Source organism: Mycobacterium tuberculosis H37Rv (assembly GCF_000195955.2).
Classification (GTDB): Bacteria; Actinomycetota; Actinomycetes; order Mycobacteriales; family Mycobacteriaceae; genus Mycobacterium; species Mycobacterium tuberculosis.
In genome coordinates, this window is record NC_000962.3 from 1893574 (window position 1) to 1911400 (window position 17827).

Genomic DNA, 17827 nt, shown 5'->3' on the forward strand with positions numbered 1-17827 from the left:
TCCTCATTCGAGCATCTCCGAAAGCTCCAGCCAGCGATTCTCCATCGCCGCGACGTGGTCTTGCAGGACACGTAGTTGCTGGGTCAGCCGGGTGATGCCGACGTGGTCGGACTGGTCATGCTCGGCCAGTTCGGTATGTTTGGCGGCCACCCGGTCGGCCAGGCGGGCGAGTTGACGGTCGACTGCGGCCAACTCTTTTTCGGTGGCACGTCGCTGTGCGCCCGACATCGCCGGCGGCGCTGGCCGCTCGGCCGGTGCTGGGGCGCTAACGCGGGCAGCCAGCTGCAGGTATTCGTCGATGCCGCCGGGCAGGTGCCGCAACCGGTCATCGAGAATCGCGTACTGCTGGTCAGTGACCCGCTCGAGCAGATACCGGTCGTGTGAGACGACGATCAACGTACCCGCCCACGAGTCAAGCAGGTCTTCGGTCGCCGTCAGCATCTCGGTGTCCACGTCGTTGGTGGGCTCGTCGAGGAGCAGCACGTTCGGCTCGGACAACAGCGTCAGCATGAGCTGCAACCGCCGACGCTGACCACCGGAGAGGTCGTCGACTCGCGCGGACAGCTGGTCCCGGCGGAACCCGAGACGCTCTAGCAGCTGGGTCGGGGTAACCTCGCGGCCTTCGACCTGATAGCCGCCACGCAGCCTGCCTAGCACATCGGCGATCCGGTCGTCGGCAAACGGTGCCAGATCGTCCCCGTGCTGATCGAGCACTGCCAGCCGGACGGCTTGACACGTCCGACACCGGGCTGGACGGTGCCGGCGATCAAGCCCAGCAGGGTCGACTTGCCGGCGCCGTTAGCCCCGACGATGCCGATACGTTCACCCGGGCCGATCCGCCATTCGATATCGCGCAACACCGGGCGGCCCCCAGAAGGCTGGTACGAGACCGACACGCCGAGCAGGTCGACGACGTCCTTTCCGAGCCGAGCGGCCGCCAGCTTGGCCAGCTCCACGGTGTTGCGCGGTGGCGGCACGTCTGCGATCAGTTGGTTGGCGGCCTCGATCCGGAACTTGGGCTTGCAGGTCCGCGCCGGTGCGCCGCGGCGCAACCAAGCCAGCTCCTTGCGCAGCAGGTTCTGCCGCTTGGCTTCGGCCGCGGCGGTCAGCCGGTCCCGCTCGACGCGCTGCAGCACGTACGCCGCGTAGCCGCCTTCGAAAGGTTCGACGATTCCGTCGTGCACTTCCCATGTTGTGGTGGCGACCTCGTCGAGGAACCAGCGGTCGTGGGTGACCACGAGTAGGCCGCCGGTATTGCGGGCCCAGCGCCGCCGTAGGTGGTCGGCGAGCCAGGTGATGCCTTGGATGTCGAGGTGGTTGGTGGGCTCGTCGAGAGCGATCACGTCCCATTCGCCGACCAGCAGGCTGGCCAGTTGCACCCGTCGGCGCTGGCCACCGCTGAGGGTGCTGACCGGGGTGTCCCAGGCGATGTCGGATACCAGGCCGGCGACCACGTCCCGGATACGCGGGTTGCCCGCCCATTGGTGTTCGGGTTGGTCACCGATGAGCGTCCAGCCGACGGTGCGGTTGGGGTCGAGGGTGTCTGTTTGGCTGAGCGCGTTCACCCGCAATCCGCTACGCCGGGTGACCCGACCGGAGTCCGGCCGCAGTTGACCGGTGAGCAGGCCCAGCAGACTGGATTTGCCGTCGCCGTTTCGCCCGACGATGCCGATGCGCGCCCCGTCGTTGACCCCGAGCGTGACTGCCTCGAACACCACCTGAGTCGGATAGGCCAGGTGCACGGCCTCGGCTCCGAGTAGGTGCGCCATGGGGCCGACCCTAGCGTGGCGACGATGCGGGCTGGGATGGGCCGCTGAGGAGCCGCGCGGTCGAGCTCTAGCGTGGCGACGATGCGGGCTGGGATGGGCCGCTGAGGAGCCGCGCGGTCGAGCTCTAGCGTGGCGACGATGCGGGCTGGGATGGGCCGCTGAGGAGCCGCGCGGTCGAGCTCTAGCGTGGCGACGATGCGGGCTGGGATGGGCCGCTGAGGAGCCGCGCGGTCGAGCTCTAGCGTGGCGGCCCAGCCGCAGTGCAGTTGATTGGCGGCGGGGCTTGCCGGGTGGGGTGGAGGTCGTTGTAGGCGTCGATTGGGCTGGGTGTGATTGAGGTGTTTGAACATTTCGTGGGTTTGCACCCGGTTGAACGGGGTCAATGTCACGGCGACCGGGATACTCGAATGGACGTGCCGGGGCCAGCCGGCAAGCTGCTCGTGGCGGCTCGGCAGGGGCGTCGTCGGTAGCTTTCTCCAGCCAGCCCAACTGCGGACTGACTGAATCAGTCTTGGGCCACCAAGTCACTGGAATATGCTTGGGCACAATACATCTTGATGCCATGCAGTGGCCATGGTCGTCGGCGTACCGATTGGAGCCGGCCGTTGCTACCACATTAATCGGCATCAGTGCCTGGTGGGCGAATGGCAGCGTGAAGCAATACGCCGGTGATCTGACTGATCGTGTCGCCACGATGACAGTTTGCCGGCGCACGCCGGCTCCGCGAGTGCATTATCGACAGTGACACGTTTGGCAGGACCCAAGGAGGCCGAGTCCATGATTCGTGCTGTGTGGAATGGAACAGTGCTCGCTGAGGCGCCGCGAACCGTACGGGTGGAAGGCAACCACTACTTTCCGCCCGAGTCGCTGCACCGCGAGCATCTAATCGAAAGCCCGACCACGTCGATATGCCCATGGAAGGGTCTGGCCCATTACTACAACGTCGTCGTGGACGGCCCCTATGGTCCGGTTAACCCGGACGCTGCCTGGTACTACCGCCGGCCCAGTCCACTGGCTCGCCGGATCAAAAACCATGTTGCGTTCTGGCACGGTGTGACGGTCGAAGGTGAATCCGAGAGTCGGCATGGCTTGGCGCGCCGGGTTGTGGCGTGGCTCGGCAAATAGCGGCGTGATGCCAACGGTCGGACCCGCGGACCACGCGGCGGGCCTAGATCGGCGCGCGACGCCTGACCAGCTGCCGATATGGCGTATCGGCATCATCAGTGGGCTGGTCGGCATGCTGTGCTGTGTCGGGCCGACCATCCTGGCGTTGGTTGGGATTATTAGTGCGGCAACGGCTTTCGCGTGGGCGAACGACCTCTATGACAACTACGCGTGGTGGTTCCGCGTGAGCGGGCTCGCGGTGCTTGCCATTCTGGTGTGGTGGGCGCTACGACATCGAAACCGATGTAGCGTCAACGCAATCCGCCGGTTACGGTGGCGGCTGATGGCAGTGCTGGCAATAGCGGTTGGTACTTACGGTGTCTTGTCCGCTGTGACGACGTGGTTCGGTACGTTCGTATAGTTGCAGTATTAGACGAACGGGGTCGCCGGCGACGGGTGCAGCATGATTTCGGAGTCGTTGGCGCATACTGTCCGGCCAGCGTGCCGCAGTAGCAAGCTACAAGCCGCCGCGGCAGCAAGTACGGCGGCGACGGTCAGCAACGCGAGATGGTAAGTGCCGGTGGCGTCTTTGAGGTGGCCGGTGGCGTAGGGACCGGCGAAGCTCGCCAGACTGGCCACGGCATTGACCGTCGCGATGGCCACGGCGACCCGGGGACCGGCCAGCGCGGCGGTGCAACGGCTCCAGAAAGCGGGCATCGCGGCAAGGATTCCGGCGACGGCGATGGTCAGCCAACTCAGCGTCACTATCGGTGACATCGGACTCAATGCCGCACCGAGCGCGGCGCTGCCCGCGGCCGTTGTTGGCAGTGTGATATGGCCCGCTTGGGCGCCCGAGCGGTCGATGCTGCGGTGGCTCCAGGCCAACATGGCCAGCGCGGCGACACCGTACGGCAGGGCCGCCAACGTGGCAGCGGTCAGCGTGGCGGTGCCGTGTGCCAGCGACGCAACTAGTTGGGGCAGAAAGAACTGCAACGCATACAGCGCGAAATACAGGCCCCCGTAGACGACAGCGAAAAGGACAAGATCCCAACCGGCTCCACTCGACCGACCGGTCGGGGCAGGGGTGTCCTCGGTCAGCCGGGCCGACAGCTCTGCACGTTCCTCGGGGGTGAGCCAGCTTGCCCGTTGCGGGTTATCCGGCAACAGGCGCCGAAGAAGCGGCGCCAGCAGCAGTGCAGGCAATGCCTCGATCACAAACATTGCCCGCCAGCCGGGTAGCCCGGCCATGTGAACGTGGCCGACGATCAGCCCAGACAGCGGCAGGCCGACCGTGTTGGCGACCGGAATGGCCAGCAGAAAGGTGGCTACGGCGCGGGCTCGCTGCGCGCACGGAAACCACACCGTCAGATACGCGATGACGCCGGGGAAGAAGCCGCCCTCGGCGACGCCGAGGGCGAAGCGCGCCAGATACAAGGTGTGCGCGCTGGTGACCAAGGCCGTGGCCGCCGAGCACACACCCCAAGCCAGGACGACCGCCGTGAGCGTTCGACCGGCACCGAAGCGCGCCAACGCCGCGTTGGCGGGAACCTGGAACAGGACGTAGCCGAGGAAGAAGACGCCGGCGGCGGTGCCGTATGCGGTGGCGCTCAGGCGCAGGTCGGCGTTCATCGCCAGGGCTGCGACCGAGATGTTGGCCCGATCAACGAAGTTGATCACATACAACACGAACAGCAGGGGCAACAGCCGGCGCGCGGCCTTGCCCAGGGCATTGTGCGTGGGGCTTGCCGCGATTGTCGCCACCTGCGGCTCCTTCCGTGGGCCTGTCGAACAATTGCATCATGAAATGACCCCAACCCGGTCTTTGTAGTCCGGCGTGTCACTAACACGATCGGTTATGTCATTGCAGTAAAACGGATTTGGCGTTGCGCCGGATGTGTTTCGCCGTCAATCTCGGCGTAGGGGCCGGCGAAGAACAGGCTCCGGCCCGCCCGCTGTGGTGGGGCGAGCAGGATGTCGCGGCCGATCGACCACGCGATGTGGTTGGCCTGCAGGTTCGCGAACAGGCCGTGGGTGCCGTACTTCGTCGCACAGGAGGCGTCCGCCGGTAGCCAACCCAGCCCAGCGACGAAGAATTCCGCCCAGCAGTGGTAGCCGCACACCTCGCAATCCTGCGCACCGGGCTGCGGTAGCTCCAAGGCCTGACCGAGCACAAATCGTGCGGGGATGTCGACCGATCGGCACAGCGAGACGAACAATGCGTGGATGTCGTTGCAGTTGCCCACCGAGCAGGTCAGGGCATGCTCGGTGCTGCCCAGGAAAGACTGCTTCGTCGCGTCGTAGTCCATGGCGCCGGTGACGTAGTCGTAGATGCGACGGGCCTGTTCGAGCGGGTTGGTCTCGGGGCCGACGACGTCTTGGGCCAACGTACGGGTGCGCTCATCGACATCGACATGTGCTTCGGGGATCAAGGCGCGGCTGAACAATTGCGCCGTGGCCAACGGGCGGGCCCGTGCCGGATCCGGAGCATGCCCGATCGCCCGGCGTTCCACAACATAGCGGATAGACCAACTCGCCGCCGTCGCCAAGCGCAGCCGGCTGTACAACATCAGGTTCCCGAACTCCGGCTCACGCGTGAGGTCATAGGGATCCTCGCTGGTCACCTCGACGTCCAGAACGCGTTGAAACGCGCCGTCACCGATGACCGGGCACCACATCTCGACGGTGTGGGCACCTTGGGTGGAATCGATCGTGATGTGATCGGTGATTTCGAACAGCCCGATCGTCGCATCCGCGTGTGCGGATACCGCGGGGTCGGTGATCGTCATCGGTTAGCTCCTTCCGCTGAGACTGGTTTATGTTCGAACAACCGGCAGATCGGCTGCCAGCCATTCGGAGAACCCGCCGTCGAGTCGGCGGGCAGAAAATCCGTTGGGGCGCAACAGTTCTAGCGCGTCATAGGCATACACGCAGTAAGGTCCTCGGCAGCAGGCGACGATGTCGATGCCGGACGGGAGTTCATCAAGCCGCTCGGCCAGTTCGTCGAGGGGAATGCTCACTGCCCCGGGCAGATGCCCGGCGGCGTATTCCATGGCCGGCCGCACGTCGAGGACCAGCACCGACCCGGCGGCCACCCGAGCTTGCAACTCGTCTCGGCTGATCGGTTCCAGGCTGTCTCTGTCGGTGTAGTACTGCCGCACCAGGGAGCCGACCGAGGCCAGATTGCGTTCGGCCACAGCGCGCACCGCGCGCACTACGTCCCACACCTGCGGATCCGACAGTGCGTAAATCACCCGTTTGCCGTCCCGGCGGCTGGTCACCAGGCCGGCGCGCCGAAGTTGCAACAAGTGCTGGGAGGCATTGGCAAACGTCAACCCCGACGCACGAGCCAGCGCGTCCACACTGCGTTCACCCTGCACCAGCAGATCCAACAGCTCCAATCGATGGCCGCTGGACAGCGCTTGCCCGACCAGGGCGAACTGCTCGAAGATCAGCTTCTTTGCACCGGACATGCCGCCGCTCCATTCCTCGATTCAGATGTTCGTATATTCAATTGATTGTTTGATCATGTCATTCCGACACGCTGCTGCGGTTTCGCCGCCGGGGCGTCGCACCGCTACTCGGTGCCGGCTACGGCCTCACCCGCGGCCGCGGGTTCGCGACCGGGCCCTGCGCCGCGCCCTCGGGGTGGGCGGAATGTCCTCCGCGGTCAGCACCGGTGCATTCCTGACCACCGTGTGCCTCGCGCACCTGGTGCTCGGCGCGCTTATGGGTGTACTAGTGCACGAATTCGGCGCCGACATGCTGTCGTTGTGGCCCGTGGGACCGGCGCTGTGTCATTGAGCCCGGGCGCGTAATCCGTGTTGGTCGGTGATCTCGATGACCGCATACCCGACGGTGATCAATCGGTCGCGCTCGAACTCCTTGAGAATCTTGTTGATCGATGGGCGCTGCGCTCCAAGCATTGCGGCGAGGGTGCGTTGGGCAAGTTCGATACGGGCATCGATTGCCTCGTCGAGCAGGAGCTGCGCAACCTGCGCGGGCAGCGGGCGGCCAAGCATGCCCATTAACCGAATCTGCGCAGTCGACACCCGTTGCGCCACACTCGACAGCCACCGCCGTGCGATGGCCGGGTGGGTAGCTAGCAGCCGCTCGAACGCCTGCCGGTCCAGGAACAGGCAGGTCGCTTGGGTCAAGGCGCGCCCCGTGTAGACCATCGGCATCTCCAGTAGCAGCGGGATGTCGCCATCGACATCGCCGGGATGAAGGATGTTCACCACGGCGCGGCGCCGCCTGGAGCCGACCGCGAGCTCAATTAATCCGTGTCGCACAATCCACACCCCGTCCGCGGTTTGATCGGCGTGGAATACCACTGCCCCGGGGGCAAACTCCTTGACTTGTAACGTTTCGGCCAATGCCGACACATCGTCACGGTGCAGTGGCGCCGAGCCTCCGCGACCGACGCACCGCGCAATCCAGGCTGCCTGTCGGACCTGGGCCTCGGAAGGCGGTTGGCCCCCAGTCACCGCATGAACGAGATGCCGCAGCGGGCGCACCGACCGATCTGCCATGGCCCCTCCTTGAGAGCAGGCGATGCCGTCATCGTGCTGCCAATTGTCAGCGCGCGTGGATTGCGTGCGGGTTGGCTTGCCCTGAATGGGAAATTAGTCGATCGAAGAGAACACGCAAGCCCGTTCTGCGCCCCAGGCACTCTGTCAGCACGCTGACAAACCGATTCTTGGCGGAGTTTTGCCATCGGTATGGTATTGGGGTGCCTACTCGATTGGCCCGCGGTGCGACCGTGCCGACTCGCCGTCTGCAGGACATCAACGATCAACCGGTGGACGTCCCGGCTGCGACCGGAAGGACACACCTGCAGTTTCGGCGGTTCGCGGCCTGTCCGATCTGCCACCTGCACCTGCGCAGCTTCGCCAACCGGCACCAAGAGGTTGCGGACAGTGGAATCACCGAGGTGGTGTTTTTTCATTCGGCGGCCGACGCGCTGCGCGGATACCAGTCCTTGCTACCGTTCGCCGTGATCGCCGACCCCGACCGAGTGCAGTACCGCGAGTTCGGCGTAGAGAAAAGTCTGGGCGCCATCACTCATCCGCGGGCATTGTGGGCTGCCGTTCGGGGGTCGGCGGCGATGTTGCATCGCAACGATCCGGAACGGGCGGGCGTCGGATTCGGTGACGGCACAACGCATCTGGGATTGCCCGCCGACTTTCTCCTGGATGCCGATGGAACTGTCGCCGCTGTGCACTATGGGCGTCATGCCGACGACCAATGGTCGGTGGATCAGCTCATCGACATCAACCGCTCGCTTGGAGGTAAGGGCACTCAGTGACTCATTCCCGTCTGATTGGCGCACTTACCGTAGTCGCAATTATCGTCACTGCATGTGGTTCGCAGCCGAAATCCCAGCCCGCAGTGGCACCTACCGGGGACGCGGCCGCTGCCACCCAGGTGCCGGCGGGCCAAACCGTTCCCGCCCAGCTGCAGTTCAGCGCCAAAACCCTTGATGGGCACGACTTTCACGGGGAAAGCCTGCTGGGTAAGCCCGCGGTGCTGTGGTTCTGGGCGCCCTGGTGTCCGACGTGCCAAGGCGAAGCGCCGGTAGTCGGCCAGGTCGCCGCGTCACACCCGGAAGTGACGTTCGTCGGGGTGGCCGGCCTGGATCAAGTACCCGCAATGCAGGAGTTCGTCAACAAATACCCGGTGAAAACGTTTACCCAGCTGGCTGATACCGACGGGTCGGTCTGGGCGAATTTCGGTGTCACCCAGCAGCCTGCGTACGCGTTCGTTGACCCGCACGGCAACGTCGACGTCGTCAGGGGTCGGATGTCGCAGGACGAACTGACGCGGCGCGTCACGGCGTTAACCAGCCGTTGATCGACGCCACGCCGGTCGGCTTGGCGTTGGCCCACGCAGAAATGCCTGGCCTTCGCGACGAGTTGGGGCTTGCGCCGCGTGTGATACTGCCCTCATGACGATGGCTCGGGTGCGTCGCGGCACGGAACTGTTGTTGTCACCTCAGTCGCCGCCGGCCACCGGCGGGCTGATCGTGTTGACCGGTCTGCGGCTGTTGGCTGGGTTGATCTGGCTCTACAACGTGGTCTGGAAGGTGCCGCCGGACTTCGGTGAGCGCGGCCGGCGGGACCTGTATCACTTCACGCATCTGGCGGTTGAACACCCGGTGTTCACACCGTTCAGCTGGGTGATCGAGCATGCCGTGCTGCCGTACTTCACGGCATTCGGTTGGGGGGTGTTGTTCGCGGAGTCCGCGCTGGCGGTGCTGCTGCTGACCGGGACGGCCGTGCGGCTGGCCGCGTTGATCGGGATCGGGCAGTCGGTCGCGATCGGGCTGTCGGTGGCCGAGTCACCCGGGGAGTGGCCGTGGGCGTACGCGATGCTGCTGGGCATCCACGTCGTCTTGCTGTTCACCTGCTCGACCCGGTACGCCGCCGTCGACGCGGTGCGCGCCGCCGCCACGGGGTCGGCCGCTCGGACGGCGGCGCAGCGGCTGCTGGCCGGTTGGGGAATCGTGCTTGGGCTGATCGGACTTGTCGCGGTATGGCGTGGCCTGGGCGATGATCGACCCGCCTATGTCGGGATACGGGCGTTGGAGTTCTCCCTCGGGGAATACAACCTGCGCGGCGCACTGGCGCTGATCGCGATCGCGCTGGCAATGTTGGCGGCCGCCAAACGCGGCTGGCGCACCGTCGCGTTGGTCGCGGCGGTGGTCGCGGTGGCCGCCGCGGCCGCCATCTACCTGCAAGTCGGCCGGACCGCGGTGTGGCTCGGCGGGACGAACACCACCGCAGCGGTTTTCGTGTGCGCGGCGGTGGTGAGTCTGGCAACCGAATTCCGGATCGGACGGGTGGAAGGGGCGTGATGGCCACACCGGGCGTTGTGCAGGAAGTCGTTTCCGTCGCTGCAGAACACGCCGAGCGGGTCGACACCGACTGTGCTTTCCCGGCCGAGGCGGTCGACGCCCTCCGCAAGACCGGCCTGCTGGGTCTGGTGCTGCCCCGCGAGATCGGCGGAATGGGTTCCGGACCAGTGGAATTCACCGAGGTGGTCGCCCAGCTGTCGGCTGCATGTGGATCAACGGCGATGATCTATTTGATGCACATGGCGGCCGCTGTCACGGTAGCCGCGTCGCCTCCGCCGGGTCTGCCGGATCTGTTGGCGGACATGGCTTCCGGAAAACAACTTGGCACCTTGGCATTCAGTGAACCGGGTTCTCGTTCGCACTTCTGGGCGCCCGTGTCCACGGCGAGCGCCGACGGTGACGGCATCGCGGTGCGGGCCGACAAGAGCTGGGTGACCTCGGCGGGGTTCGCCGACGTCTATGTGGTGTCCGTCGGTTCGGCCGACGGTGCCGCGGGCGACGTCGACCTCTACGCGGTTCCGGCGGACACACCGGGCCTGCGGGTAGCGGGCACCTTCACCGGGATGGGTCTGCGGGGGAATGCCTCCGCGCCAATGGCCGTCGACATTCGCATCCCGGATTCGTATCGTCTCGGGGAGGCCGGCGGCGGATTCGGCATCATGATGCAAACGGTACTGCCCTGGTTCAATCTCGGAAATGCGGCTGTCTCACTGGGTTTGGCGACCGCAGCCACCGGTGCCGCGGTCAAGCACGTCGGGACCGCCCGGTTGGAACACCTCGGTGGCAGCCTGGCCGAGCTGCCCACGATCCGCGCCCAGATCGCTCGGATGGGCACCACGCTGGCCGCGCAAAAGGCGTACCTTGAGGTCGCCGCCAACAGTGTCAGCTCGCCCGACGACACCACCTTGACCCACGTGCTGGGTGTGAAGGCCTCGGTCAACGACGCCGCGCTGACCATCACCGAATCGGCCATGCGGGTGTGCGGCGGGGCCGCGTTCTCCAAGCATCTGCCCATCGAACGCGCCTTCCGCGACGCCCGGGCGGGGTCGGTGATGGCGCCAACCGCCGACGCGCTCTACGACTTCTACGGCAGGGCCGTCACCGGGCTGCCGCTGTTCTAGGAGGCGATATGTCAACCGAACCGCTCGTCGTGGGAGCAGTCGCATACACACCCAACGTGGTCCCGATTTGGGAAGGCATCCGCGGCTACTTCCAAGACTCCGAAAGCCCGGACACCCAAATGGATTTCGTGCTCTACTCCAACTACGCGCGGCTGGTCGATTCGCTGATCGCCGGCCACATCGACATCGCCTGGAACACCAACCTGGCCTACGTGCGGACCGTGCTGCAAACCGGCGGGCGGTGCACGCCATTGGCCCAGCGCGATACCGACGTCGACTACACCACCGTGTTCGTTGCACATGCCGGCAGCGATCTGCACGGCGCTAAAGACATTGCCGGAAAGCGCCTTGCGCTCGGGTCCGCCGACTCTGCGCACGCGGCCATCTTGCCGCTCTATTATCTGCGCCGGGCGGGCATCGCCGAGTCTGACCTGCAGGTGATCCGCTTCGACACCGACATCGGCAAGCACGGCGACACCGGTCGCAGCGAACTCGACGCGGTGGATGCGGTGCTCGCCGGTGAGGCCGACGTGGCGGCGATCGGCAGCTCCACGTGGGCCGCGATGGGCGCCGCGGAGCTGATGGGGGAGTCGTTGACCGAGGTGTGGCGCACCGACGGCTACTGCCACTGCATGTTCACCGCGCTGGATACGCTGCCCGCCGAAAGATACCAGCCGTGGCTCGACCGGTTGCTGGCGATGAGCTGGGATGACTCCGAGCATCGAAAGATCCTCGAACTCGAGGGTTTACGACGTTGGGTGCCTCCGCACCTGGACGGCTACAAGCCGCTGTTCGAGGCCGTGCAGGAGCAGGGCATCGACCCGCGATGGTGATCATAGAGCTGATGCGCCGGGTGGTAGGTCTCGCACAGGGAGCTACCGCCGAGGTCGCCGTCTATGGCGACCGAGATCGTGATCTCGCGGAGCGATGGTGCGCGAACACCGGAAACACCCTGGTGCGCGCCGACGTGGACCAGACCGGCGTCGGCACCCTGGTGGTGCGCCGCGGCCATCCGCCTGACCCGGCAAGCGTGTTGGGCCCCGACCGGCTACCCGGGGTCCGGTTGTGGCTGTACACCAACTTCCACTGCAACCTGTGCTGCGACTACTGCTGCGTCTCGTCGTCACCAAGCACCCCGCATCGCGAACTGGGGGCGGAGCGGATCGGCCGAATCGTCGGTGAAGCGGCGCGCTGGGGAGTGCGCGAACTGTTCCTCACCGGCGGTGAGCCGTTCCTGCTGCCCGACATCGACACGATCATCGCGACCTGTGTGAAGCAGTTGCCCACCACCGTCCTCACCAACGGCATGGTGTTCAAAGGGCGGGGTCGGCGCGCGCTGGAATCCCTACCTAGAGGGCTCGCCTTGCAGATCAGCCTGGACTCGGCCACCCCGGAGCTGCACGATGCGCACCGCGGCGCGGGGACGTGGGTCAAGGCAGTAGCTGGTATCCGGTTGGCGCTCTCACTTGGCTTCCGGGTGCGGGTGGCCGCGACGGTTGCCAGCCCCGCACCTGGCGAGCTGACGGCGTTTCACGACTTCCTCGACGGGCTTGGCATCGCACCCGGGGATCAGCTGGTCCGGCCGATCGCGCTGGAGGGCGCCGCGTCGCAAGGGGTGGCGCTCACCCGCGAATCGCTGGTTCCCGAGGTGACCGTCACCGCCGACGGCGTGTACTGGCACCCAGTGGCCGCCACCGACGAGCGCGCCCTGGTCACCCGTACCGTCGAACCCTTGACCCCGGCGCTGGACATGGTAAGCCGGCTATTCGCCGAACAGTGGACACGAGCCGCCGAAGAGGCCGCGTTGTTCCCGTGTGCGTAGTGCCCAGTCTGCCGGCCGCGAACCCAGGATTAATTGCTGATGACAAGTATTGCCCTACTGCACTATAGTTCTGCTTGCACTTGAAAACAACGAACCGTGATGCGGGTCGTAAGGGATTCCGGTAAGGAACACAGTCAAGTTCTTGCACGCGTCGGCGGCAGTGTTGCCTCAACGCCCAAACTGCACCAAACTGTTTCGCCCACGGCGGGGCGTGTCTGAGAGGTATCGCGTGACCACCGCCCATAACGGATCCGCTCCGCGTTTTCAACGTACCCGCTCTGGCTACGACCCGGTCGCAGTCAATCATTACATCGCCGAACTCGTGCTGCGTCAGCAGGCGCAGCACTGTGAGATTGAAACGCTCAAGGCAGAAATAGCCAGTCTGAAGGACGAAAACGCTGCCCTGAAGGACACCTCGCCGTCAGCACAGGCGGTGACCGATCGGATGGCGAAAATGCTTCGACTCGCTGTCGACGAGGTCTTCCAGATGCAGTCGGAGGCACGGGCCGAGGCCGCAACATTAGTTTCTGCGGCTAGGGATGAGGCGGAAGCGGTCCGAACGCAGAAGCGAGAAATGCTGGCGGATATGAACGCCCGGCAAAGAGCGCTGGAGTCCGAGCATGCCGACGTGATGCGCCGCGCTCGTGAAGAGGCTGAACAGCTTGTGGCGCAGGCAACCGCCGAGGTGGAGCGGATGCGTGTCATCGATGCCAGACGCCGTGAGAAAGCCGAGCAGGAACTTGATGCCGAAATCATCAGGCTTCGCACCGATGCCCAATTTCAGATCGACGATCAGCTGCAGGCCACACAGCAGGAGTGTGAGAAGCGGCTTGGCGAAGCCAAAATCGAGGCCGATCGACGGCTGCATGTTGCCGACGAGCAGATTGAGCACGGCCTCAGCGAGGCTCGGCGAACGTTGGAAGAGATCAGCCAGCGGCGAGTCGGCATCCTCGAACAACTAGCGCGTATTCACGCACAGCTCGAGAATATTCCAGCGCTCCTGGAATCGGCTCGACATAGCGAGACGGAGCCACTGCAGTCCATAAACGGCGCGGTCGCTGAGCTACGGGCCATTTAGCGATCGCGTGCCTGAGCGCGACTCATCTGTGACAGTTCCGTCACGGCTGGGTCAGGTGCCGGTGTCCTGGCGACGCCGACTGCGCACAGACCGAAACAGCACGGTGTGGATGTGCCATGATGTGCACGCTGTCAAGGCCAGTCGGGTGACGATGCGGGCCGGTGTGGTCCGAGGAGGAGCCCGACAATTTAAGCTAGTCGGGTGACGATGCGGGCCGGTGTGGTCCGAGGAGGAGCCCGACAATTTAAGCTAGTCAGGGAGCCCTCAGGAGCGGTGGTGGATCTCAATTTTTCGATGGTCACGCGACCAATCGAGCGCCTGGTGGCCACGGCGCAGAACGGTCTGGAAGTCCTGCGACTCGGGGGCCTGGAAACCGGCAGTGTTCCGTCGCCGTCCCAAATCGTTGAGAGCGTACCGATGTACAAGCTGCGGCGGTATTTTCCGCCGGACAACCGCCCGGGACAGCCACCGGTGGGTCCGCCGGTGCTGATGGTGCACCCGATGATGATGTCGGCGGACATGTGGGACGTCACCCGTGAAGACGGCGCGGTGGGGATCCTGCACGCCAGCGGGCTAGATCCCTGGGTCATCGACTTCGGCTCACCCGACGAGGTCGAGGGCGGAATGCGCCGTAACCTGGCCGACCACATCGTCGCCCTCAGCGAGGCGGTCGATACCGTCAAGGACGCCACTGGCCACGATGTGCACTTCGTCGGGTATTCGCAGGGTGGCATGTTCTGCTATCAGGCCGCGGCATACCGGCGTTCGAAGGACATCGCCAGCGTGGTCGCGTTCGGCTCGCCGGTGGACACCCTGGCCGCGTTGCCCATGGGCATCCCGGCGAACATGGGCGCTGCGGTCGCCGATTTCATGGCCGATCACGTCTTCAATCGCTTGGATATCCCAAGCTGGATGGCGCGCATGGGTTTTCAGATGATGGACCCACTCAAAACCGCGAAGGCCCGGGTGGACTTCGTGCGTCAGTTGCACGACCGCGAGGCACTGCTGCCGCGGGAACAACAGCGCCGGTTCCTGGAATCCGAAGGATGGATCGCCTGGTCGGGCCCGGCGATCTCGGAACTGCTCAAGCAGTTCATCGCGCACAACCGAATGATGACGGGTGGTTTCGCCATCAGCGGCCAGATGGTGACGCTTACCGATATCACTTGCCCGATACTGGCGTTCGTCGGTGAGGTCGACGACATCGGCCAGCCGGCGTCGGTACGCGGCATCCGGCGGGCCGCGCCCAACTCCGAGGTCTACGAATGTCTCATCCGGGCAGGGCATTTCGGTCTCGTCGTGGGATCCCGAGCGGCACAACAGAGCTGGCCGACCGTGGCCGACTGGGTGCGCTGGATCTCCGGCGACGGCACCAAACCGGAAAACATCCACCTGATGGCCGATCAGCCGGCCGAACACACCGATAGCGGTGTGGCTTTCAGCTCCCGGGTCGCGCACGGCATCGGGGAGGTCTCGGAGGCTGCGTTGGCGCTGGCTCGCGGCGCGGCCGACGCGGTCGTTGCGGCCAACAGATCGGTGCGCACGCTGGCGGTGGAGACGGTGCGGACGCTGCCGCGACTAGCCCGGTTGGGTCAGCTCAACGACCACACCCGGATCTCGCTGGGCCGCATCATCGACGAACAGGCACACGATGCCCCGAAGGGTGAATTCCTGTTGTTCGACGGGCGCGTGCACACCTATGAGGCGGTAAACCGGCGGATCAACAATGTCGTTCGTGGCCTCATCGCGGTCGGGGTGCGGCAGGGTGACCGTGTCGGCGTGCTGATGGAGACTCGGCCCAGCGCGCTGGTCGCCATCGCCGCGCTGTCTCGGCTGGGAGCGGTTGCCGTGGTGATGCGGCCAGACACCGACCTGTCCGCGTCGGTCCGGCTCGGGAGAGTGACCGAGATCCTGACCGACCCTACCAATCTGGATGCTGCGCGCCAGTTGCCCGGACAGGTGCTGGTGTTGGGTGGTGGTGAATCGCGTGATCTGGATCTGCCGGCCGACGCACTTGAACAGGGCCAAGTCATCGACATGGAAAAAATCGACCCGGACGCCGTCGAGTTGCCGGCGTGGTATCGACCGAATCCCGGATTGGCGCGGGATCTGGCGTTCATCGCGTTCAGTTCGGCCGACGGCGACCTGGTGGCCAAGCAGATCACCAACTACCGCTGGGCGGTGTCGGCCTTCGGGACCGCCTCGACGGCGGCCCTCGGCCGCAGAGACACGGTGTACTGTTTGACGCCGCTGCACCATGAGTCCGCACTGTTGGTCAGCCTGGGCGGCGCGGTCGTGGGCGGAACCCGTATCGCATTGTCCCGCGGCTTGCGCCCGGACCGGTTCGTGGCCGAGGTACGCCAGTACGGCGTCACCGTCGTCTCCTACACATGGGCCATGCTGCGTGACGTGGTCGACGATCCGGCGTTCGTGTTGCACGGCAACCATCCGGTGCGGTTGTTCATCGGCTCGGGCATGCCGACCGGATTGTGGGAGCGGGTCGTCGAAGCGTTCGCACCGGCGCACGTCGTCGAGTTTTTCGCCACCACCGACGGACAGGCGGTGCTGGCCAACGTGGCTGGCGCCAAGATCGGCAGCAAGGGCCGTCCGTTGCCTGGCGCCGGACGTGTCGAACTTGGGGCCTACGACGCCGAACATGACCTGATCCTGGAGAACGACCGCGGCTTCGTGCAGGTCGCCGGTGTCAACCAGGTCGGGGTGCTGCTCGCACAATCCAGAGGGCCGATCGATCCGACCGCGTCGGTCAAACGCGGTGTCTTCGCTCCCGCCGACACCTGGATATCTACCGACTACCTATTCTGGCGTGACGACGATGGGGACTACTGGCTGGCGGGTGGACGCGGCTCGGTGGTGCGCACTGCGCGCGGGATGGTTTACACCGAGCCGGTCACCAACGCGTTGGGCCTCATCACCGGTGTCGACCTCGCGGTGACCTACGGTGTATTGGTGCGCGGTCGCCACGTCGCGGTGTCGGCGGTGACGTTGCTGCCTGGAGCGACCATCACAGCCGCCGACTTGACCGAAGCCGTGGCGAGCATGCCGGTGGGGCTGGGACCTGACATCGTGCACGTGGTGCCGCAGCTAACGCTCAGCGGTACTTACCGGCCAACGGTCAGCGCGTTGCGGGCCAACGGGATTCCCAAGGCGGGCCGTCAGGCATGGTATTTCAACTCCGGCGGCAACGAGTACCGGCGGTTGACGCCGGCGGTCCGCACCGAGTTGACCGGCCAGCATCGGCGCGGCAATGCTTGACGAGGCGCTGCTCGCCATCCTGGTGTGCCCGGCGGATCGAGGTCCGCTCGTCTTGGTCGAGGACGGCGACATCCAGGTGCTCTATAACCCGCGGCTGCGGCGCGCCTACCGCATCGAGGACGGTATCCCGGTTCTGCTGGTCGACGAGGCCCGCGAGGTCGACGAGGACGAGCACGCCCGCCTCATGGCGCGAGGTCGTCCGGCAGCTCCCCAGTGAGGTAGCGCTGCAGGTTGGGCGCGATGGTTTGCACGATCTGTTCGGCCGGCAACGAAGCAAACGGTTCGATTCTGACGATGTAGCGCGCCATGACCACACCCATCAGTTGCGACGCGACGAACTGGGTACGGATCTTGCCGGTTCCCGGCGGGTTGTCGACGCGGGACCCAAGCTCCACGGTGACCACTTCCTCAAGGAAGGAGCGCGCCAGGCCCACGTCGGAGCCTGAGATCAAGGATCTCAGCGTCGCGATCAACCCGGCACCCAGTTCGGAATCCCAAATCGGCAGCAACAAGGACGGCAGCTTGTAACCGAGTTCCTCGACAGGCGCCTCGCGAATCGGACCGATGATGACCATCGGGTCGATCGGAATGTGGATCGCGGCGGCGAAAAGCTGCTGTTTGGTGCCGAAGTAGTGATGCACTAGTGCGGCATCAACACCGGCCTTGGCGGCCACGGCTCGGATCGATGTTCTGTCAATGCCGTTGTGCGCAAAGAGTTCTCGGGCACTGGACAGGATTCGCTCCCTAGTGTCAGAGCTGCCGGCGGGTCGCCCGGGCCGTCTGCGGCTGTTGTCCGGCGCCGCCACG

Annotated in this window: 17 protein-coding genes, 1 pseudogene and 2 other annotated features; of the genes and pseudogenes, 12 read left to right on the plus strand and 6 right to left on the minus strand. The window is 65.3% G+C overall.

The features are described from left to right. Positions 1–3: 3 nt before the first annotated feature. A pseudogene (locus tag Rv1667c) lies at positions 4–1769 on the minus strand. 382 nt (positions 1770–2151) lie between these two features. Here Rv1667c and Rv1669 point away from each other — a divergent pair. Genes Rv1669 through Rv1671 form a run of 3 tightly spaced genes read left to right on the plus strand, consistent with a single transcriptional unit; the run spans position 2152 to position 3294 of the window. Further along, positions 2152–2514: a hypothetical protein gene (locus Rv1669; RefSeq protein ID NP_216185.1), complete on the plus strand. Its 363-nt coding sequence runs from the start codon at positions 2152–2154 to the stop codon at positions 2512–2514. Between the two features lie 32 nt (positions 2515–2546). Further along, complete coding sequence (locus Rv1670; protein ID NP_216186.1) at positions 2547–2894, plus strand: hypothetical protein; 348 nt, start codon at positions 2547–2549, stop codon at positions 2892–2894. A 7-nt stretch (positions 2895–2901) separates the two neighbouring features. Then, positions 2902–3294, plus strand: coding sequence for a membrane protein (locus tag Rv1671; RefSeq protein NP_216187.1), 393 nt, complete (start codon positions 2902–2904; stop codon positions 3292–3294). An 8-nt stretch (positions 3295–3302) separates the two neighbouring features. On the opposite strand, the gene Rv1672c is transcribed toward Rv1671, so the two are convergent. From Rv1672c to cmr, 4 genes are all read right to left on the minus strand, one after another. Then, positions 3303–4634, minus strand: coding sequence for an integral membrane transport protein (locus Rv1672c; RefSeq protein NP_216188.1), 1332 nt, complete (start codon positions 4632–4634; stop codon positions 3303–3305). A gap of 92 nt (positions 4635–4726) precedes the next feature. Continuing rightward, entirely contained in the window at positions 4727–5659 is a 933-nt protein-coding gene (locus Rv1673c) for a hypothetical protein (protein ID NP_216189.1), read from the minus strand. A 27-nt stretch (positions 5660–5686) separates the two neighbouring features. Continuing rightward, positions 5687–6343, minus strand: coding sequence for a transcriptional regulator (locus Rv1674c; RefSeq protein NP_216190.1), 657 nt, complete (start codon positions 6341–6343; stop codon positions 5687–5689). 324 nt (positions 6344–6667) lie between these two features. After that, positions 6668–7402 (minus strand): HTH-type transcriptional regulator Cmr, encoded by a 735-nt coding sequence (gene cmr, locus Rv1675c; protein ID NP_216191.1) that lies wholly within the window; start codon positions 7400–7402, stop codon positions 6668–6670. Between the two features lie 71 nt (positions 7403–7473). On the opposite strand from cmr, the gene Rv1676 reads away from it, so the two are divergent. The 9 genes from Rv1676 (at position 7474) to Rv1684 (ending at position 17237) form a co-directional block, all read left to right on the plus strand. Next, positions 7474–8178, plus strand: coding sequence for a hypothetical protein (locus Rv1676; protein NP_216192.1), 705 nt, complete (start codon positions 7474–7476; stop codon positions 8176–8178). Beyond that, positions 8175–8723, plus strand: a complete 549-nt coding sequence (gene dsbF / locus Rv1677; RefSeq protein ID NP_216193.1) for a lipoprotein DsbF — start codon at positions 8175–8177, stop codon at positions 8721–8723. Before Rv1676 ends, dsbF begins: the two co-directional genes overlap by 4 nt. A 100-nt stretch (positions 8724–8823) precedes the next feature. Continuing rightward, a complete protein-coding gene (locus tag Rv1678; protein ID NP_216194.1) occupies positions 8824–9726 on the plus strand; it encodes an integral membrane protein in 903 nt (300 codons plus the stop codon). Next, on the plus strand, positions 9726–10847 hold the full coding sequence (gene fadE16, locus Rv1679; RefSeq protein NP_216195.1) for an acyl-CoA dehydrogenase FadE16: 1122 nt from the start codon (positions 9726–9728) through the stop codon (positions 10845–10847). The genes Rv1678 and fadE16 overlap by 1 nt, the downstream gene beginning before the upstream one ends. 8 nt (positions 10848–10855) lie before the next feature. Next, complete coding sequence (locus Rv1680) at positions 10856–11680, plus strand: hypothetical protein (protein ID NP_216196.1); 825 nt, start codon at positions 10856–10858, stop codon at positions 11678–11680. Beyond that, positions 11677–12669 carry a molybdopterin biosynthesis protein MoeX gene (gene moeX, locus Rv1681; RefSeq protein NP_216197.1) on the plus strand — a complete coding sequence of 331 codons (993 nt, stop codon included), beginning with the start codon at positions 11677–11679 and terminating at the stop codon, positions 12667–12669. The genes Rv1680 and moeX overlap by 4 nt, the downstream gene beginning before the upstream one ends. 160 nt (positions 12670–12829) lie before the next feature. After that, positions 12830–13747 carry a hypothetical protein gene (locus Rv1682; protein NP_216198.1) on the plus strand — a complete coding sequence of 306 codons (918 nt, stop codon included), beginning with the start codon at positions 12830–12832 and terminating at the stop codon, positions 13745–13747. A gap of 139 nt (positions 13748–13886) precedes the next feature. After that, positions 13887–13942: a repeat region (56 bp direct repeat 1,AGTCGGGTGACGATGCGGGCCGGTGTGGTCCGAGGAGGAGCCCGACAATTTAAGCT), on the plus strand. Further along, positions 13943–13998, plus strand: a repeat region (56 bp direct repeat 2,AGTCGGGTGACGATGCGGGCCGGTGTGGTCCGAGGAGGAGCCCGACAATTTAAGCT). A gap of 22 nt (positions 13999–14020) precedes the next feature. Further along, positions 14021–17020: a bifunctional long-chain acyl-CoA synthase/lipase gene (locus tag Rv1683; RefSeq protein NP_216199.1), complete on the plus strand. Its 3000-nt coding sequence runs from the start codon at positions 14021–14023 to the stop codon at positions 17018–17020. Next, positions 17013–17237 (plus strand): hypothetical protein, encoded by a 225-nt coding sequence (locus tag Rv1684; protein ID NP_216200.1) that lies wholly within the window; start codon positions 17013–17015, stop codon positions 17235–17237. The genes Rv1683 and Rv1684 overlap by 8 nt, the downstream gene beginning before the upstream one ends. Here the strand turns inward: Rv1684 and Rv1685c are convergent. Then, a complete protein-coding gene (locus tag Rv1685c; protein NP_216201.1) occupies positions 17203–17826 on the minus strand; it encodes a hypothetical protein in 624 nt (207 codons plus the stop codon). The genes Rv1684 and Rv1685c overlap by 35 nt on opposite strands. Position 17827: the final 1 nt, after the last annotated feature.

What these genes read in the sequence shown, in the direction of transcription:
- Rv1673c (NP_216189.1), bottom strand. Translation starts at nt 5,659, where the DNA reads ATGACGATCACCGACCCCGCGGTATCCGCACACGCGGATGCGACGATC.
- Rv1670 (NP_216186.1), top strand. Translation starts at nt 2,547, where the DNA reads ATGATTCGTGCTGTGTGGAATGGAACAGTGCTCGCTGAGGCGCCGCGA.
- fadE16 (NP_216195.1), top strand. Translation starts at nt 9,726, where the DNA reads ATGGCCACACCGGGCGTTGTGCAGGAAGTCGTTTCCGTCGCTGCAGAA.
- cmr (NP_216191.1), bottom strand. Translation starts at nt 7,402, where the DNA reads ATGGCAGATCGGTCGGTGCGCCCGCTGCGGCATCTCGTTCATGCGGTG.
- Rv1669 (NP_216185.1), top strand. Translation starts at nt 2,152, where the DNA reads ATGTCACGGCGACCGGGATACTCGAATGGACGTGCCGGGGCCAGCCGG.
- Rv1678 (NP_216194.1), top strand. Translation starts at nt 8,824, where the DNA reads ATGGCTCGGGTGCGTCGCGGCACGGAACTGTTGTTGTCACCTCAGTCG.
- Rv1684 (NP_216200.1), top strand. Translation starts at nt 17,013, where the DNA reads ATGCTTGACGAGGCGCTGCTCGCCATCCTGGTGTGCCCGGCGGATCGA.
- Rv1680 (NP_216196.1), top strand. Translation starts at nt 10,856, where the DNA reads ATGTCAACCGAACCGCTCGTCGTGGGAGCAGTCGCATACACACCCAAC.
- Rv1674c (NP_216190.1), bottom strand. Translation starts at nt 6,343, where the DNA reads ATGTCCGGTGCAAAGAAGCTGATCTTCGAGCAGTTCGCCCTGGTCGGG.
- Rv1671 (NP_216187.1), top strand. Translation starts at nt 2,902, where the DNA reads ATGCCAACGGTCGGACCCGCGGACCACGCGGCGGGCCTAGATCGGCGC.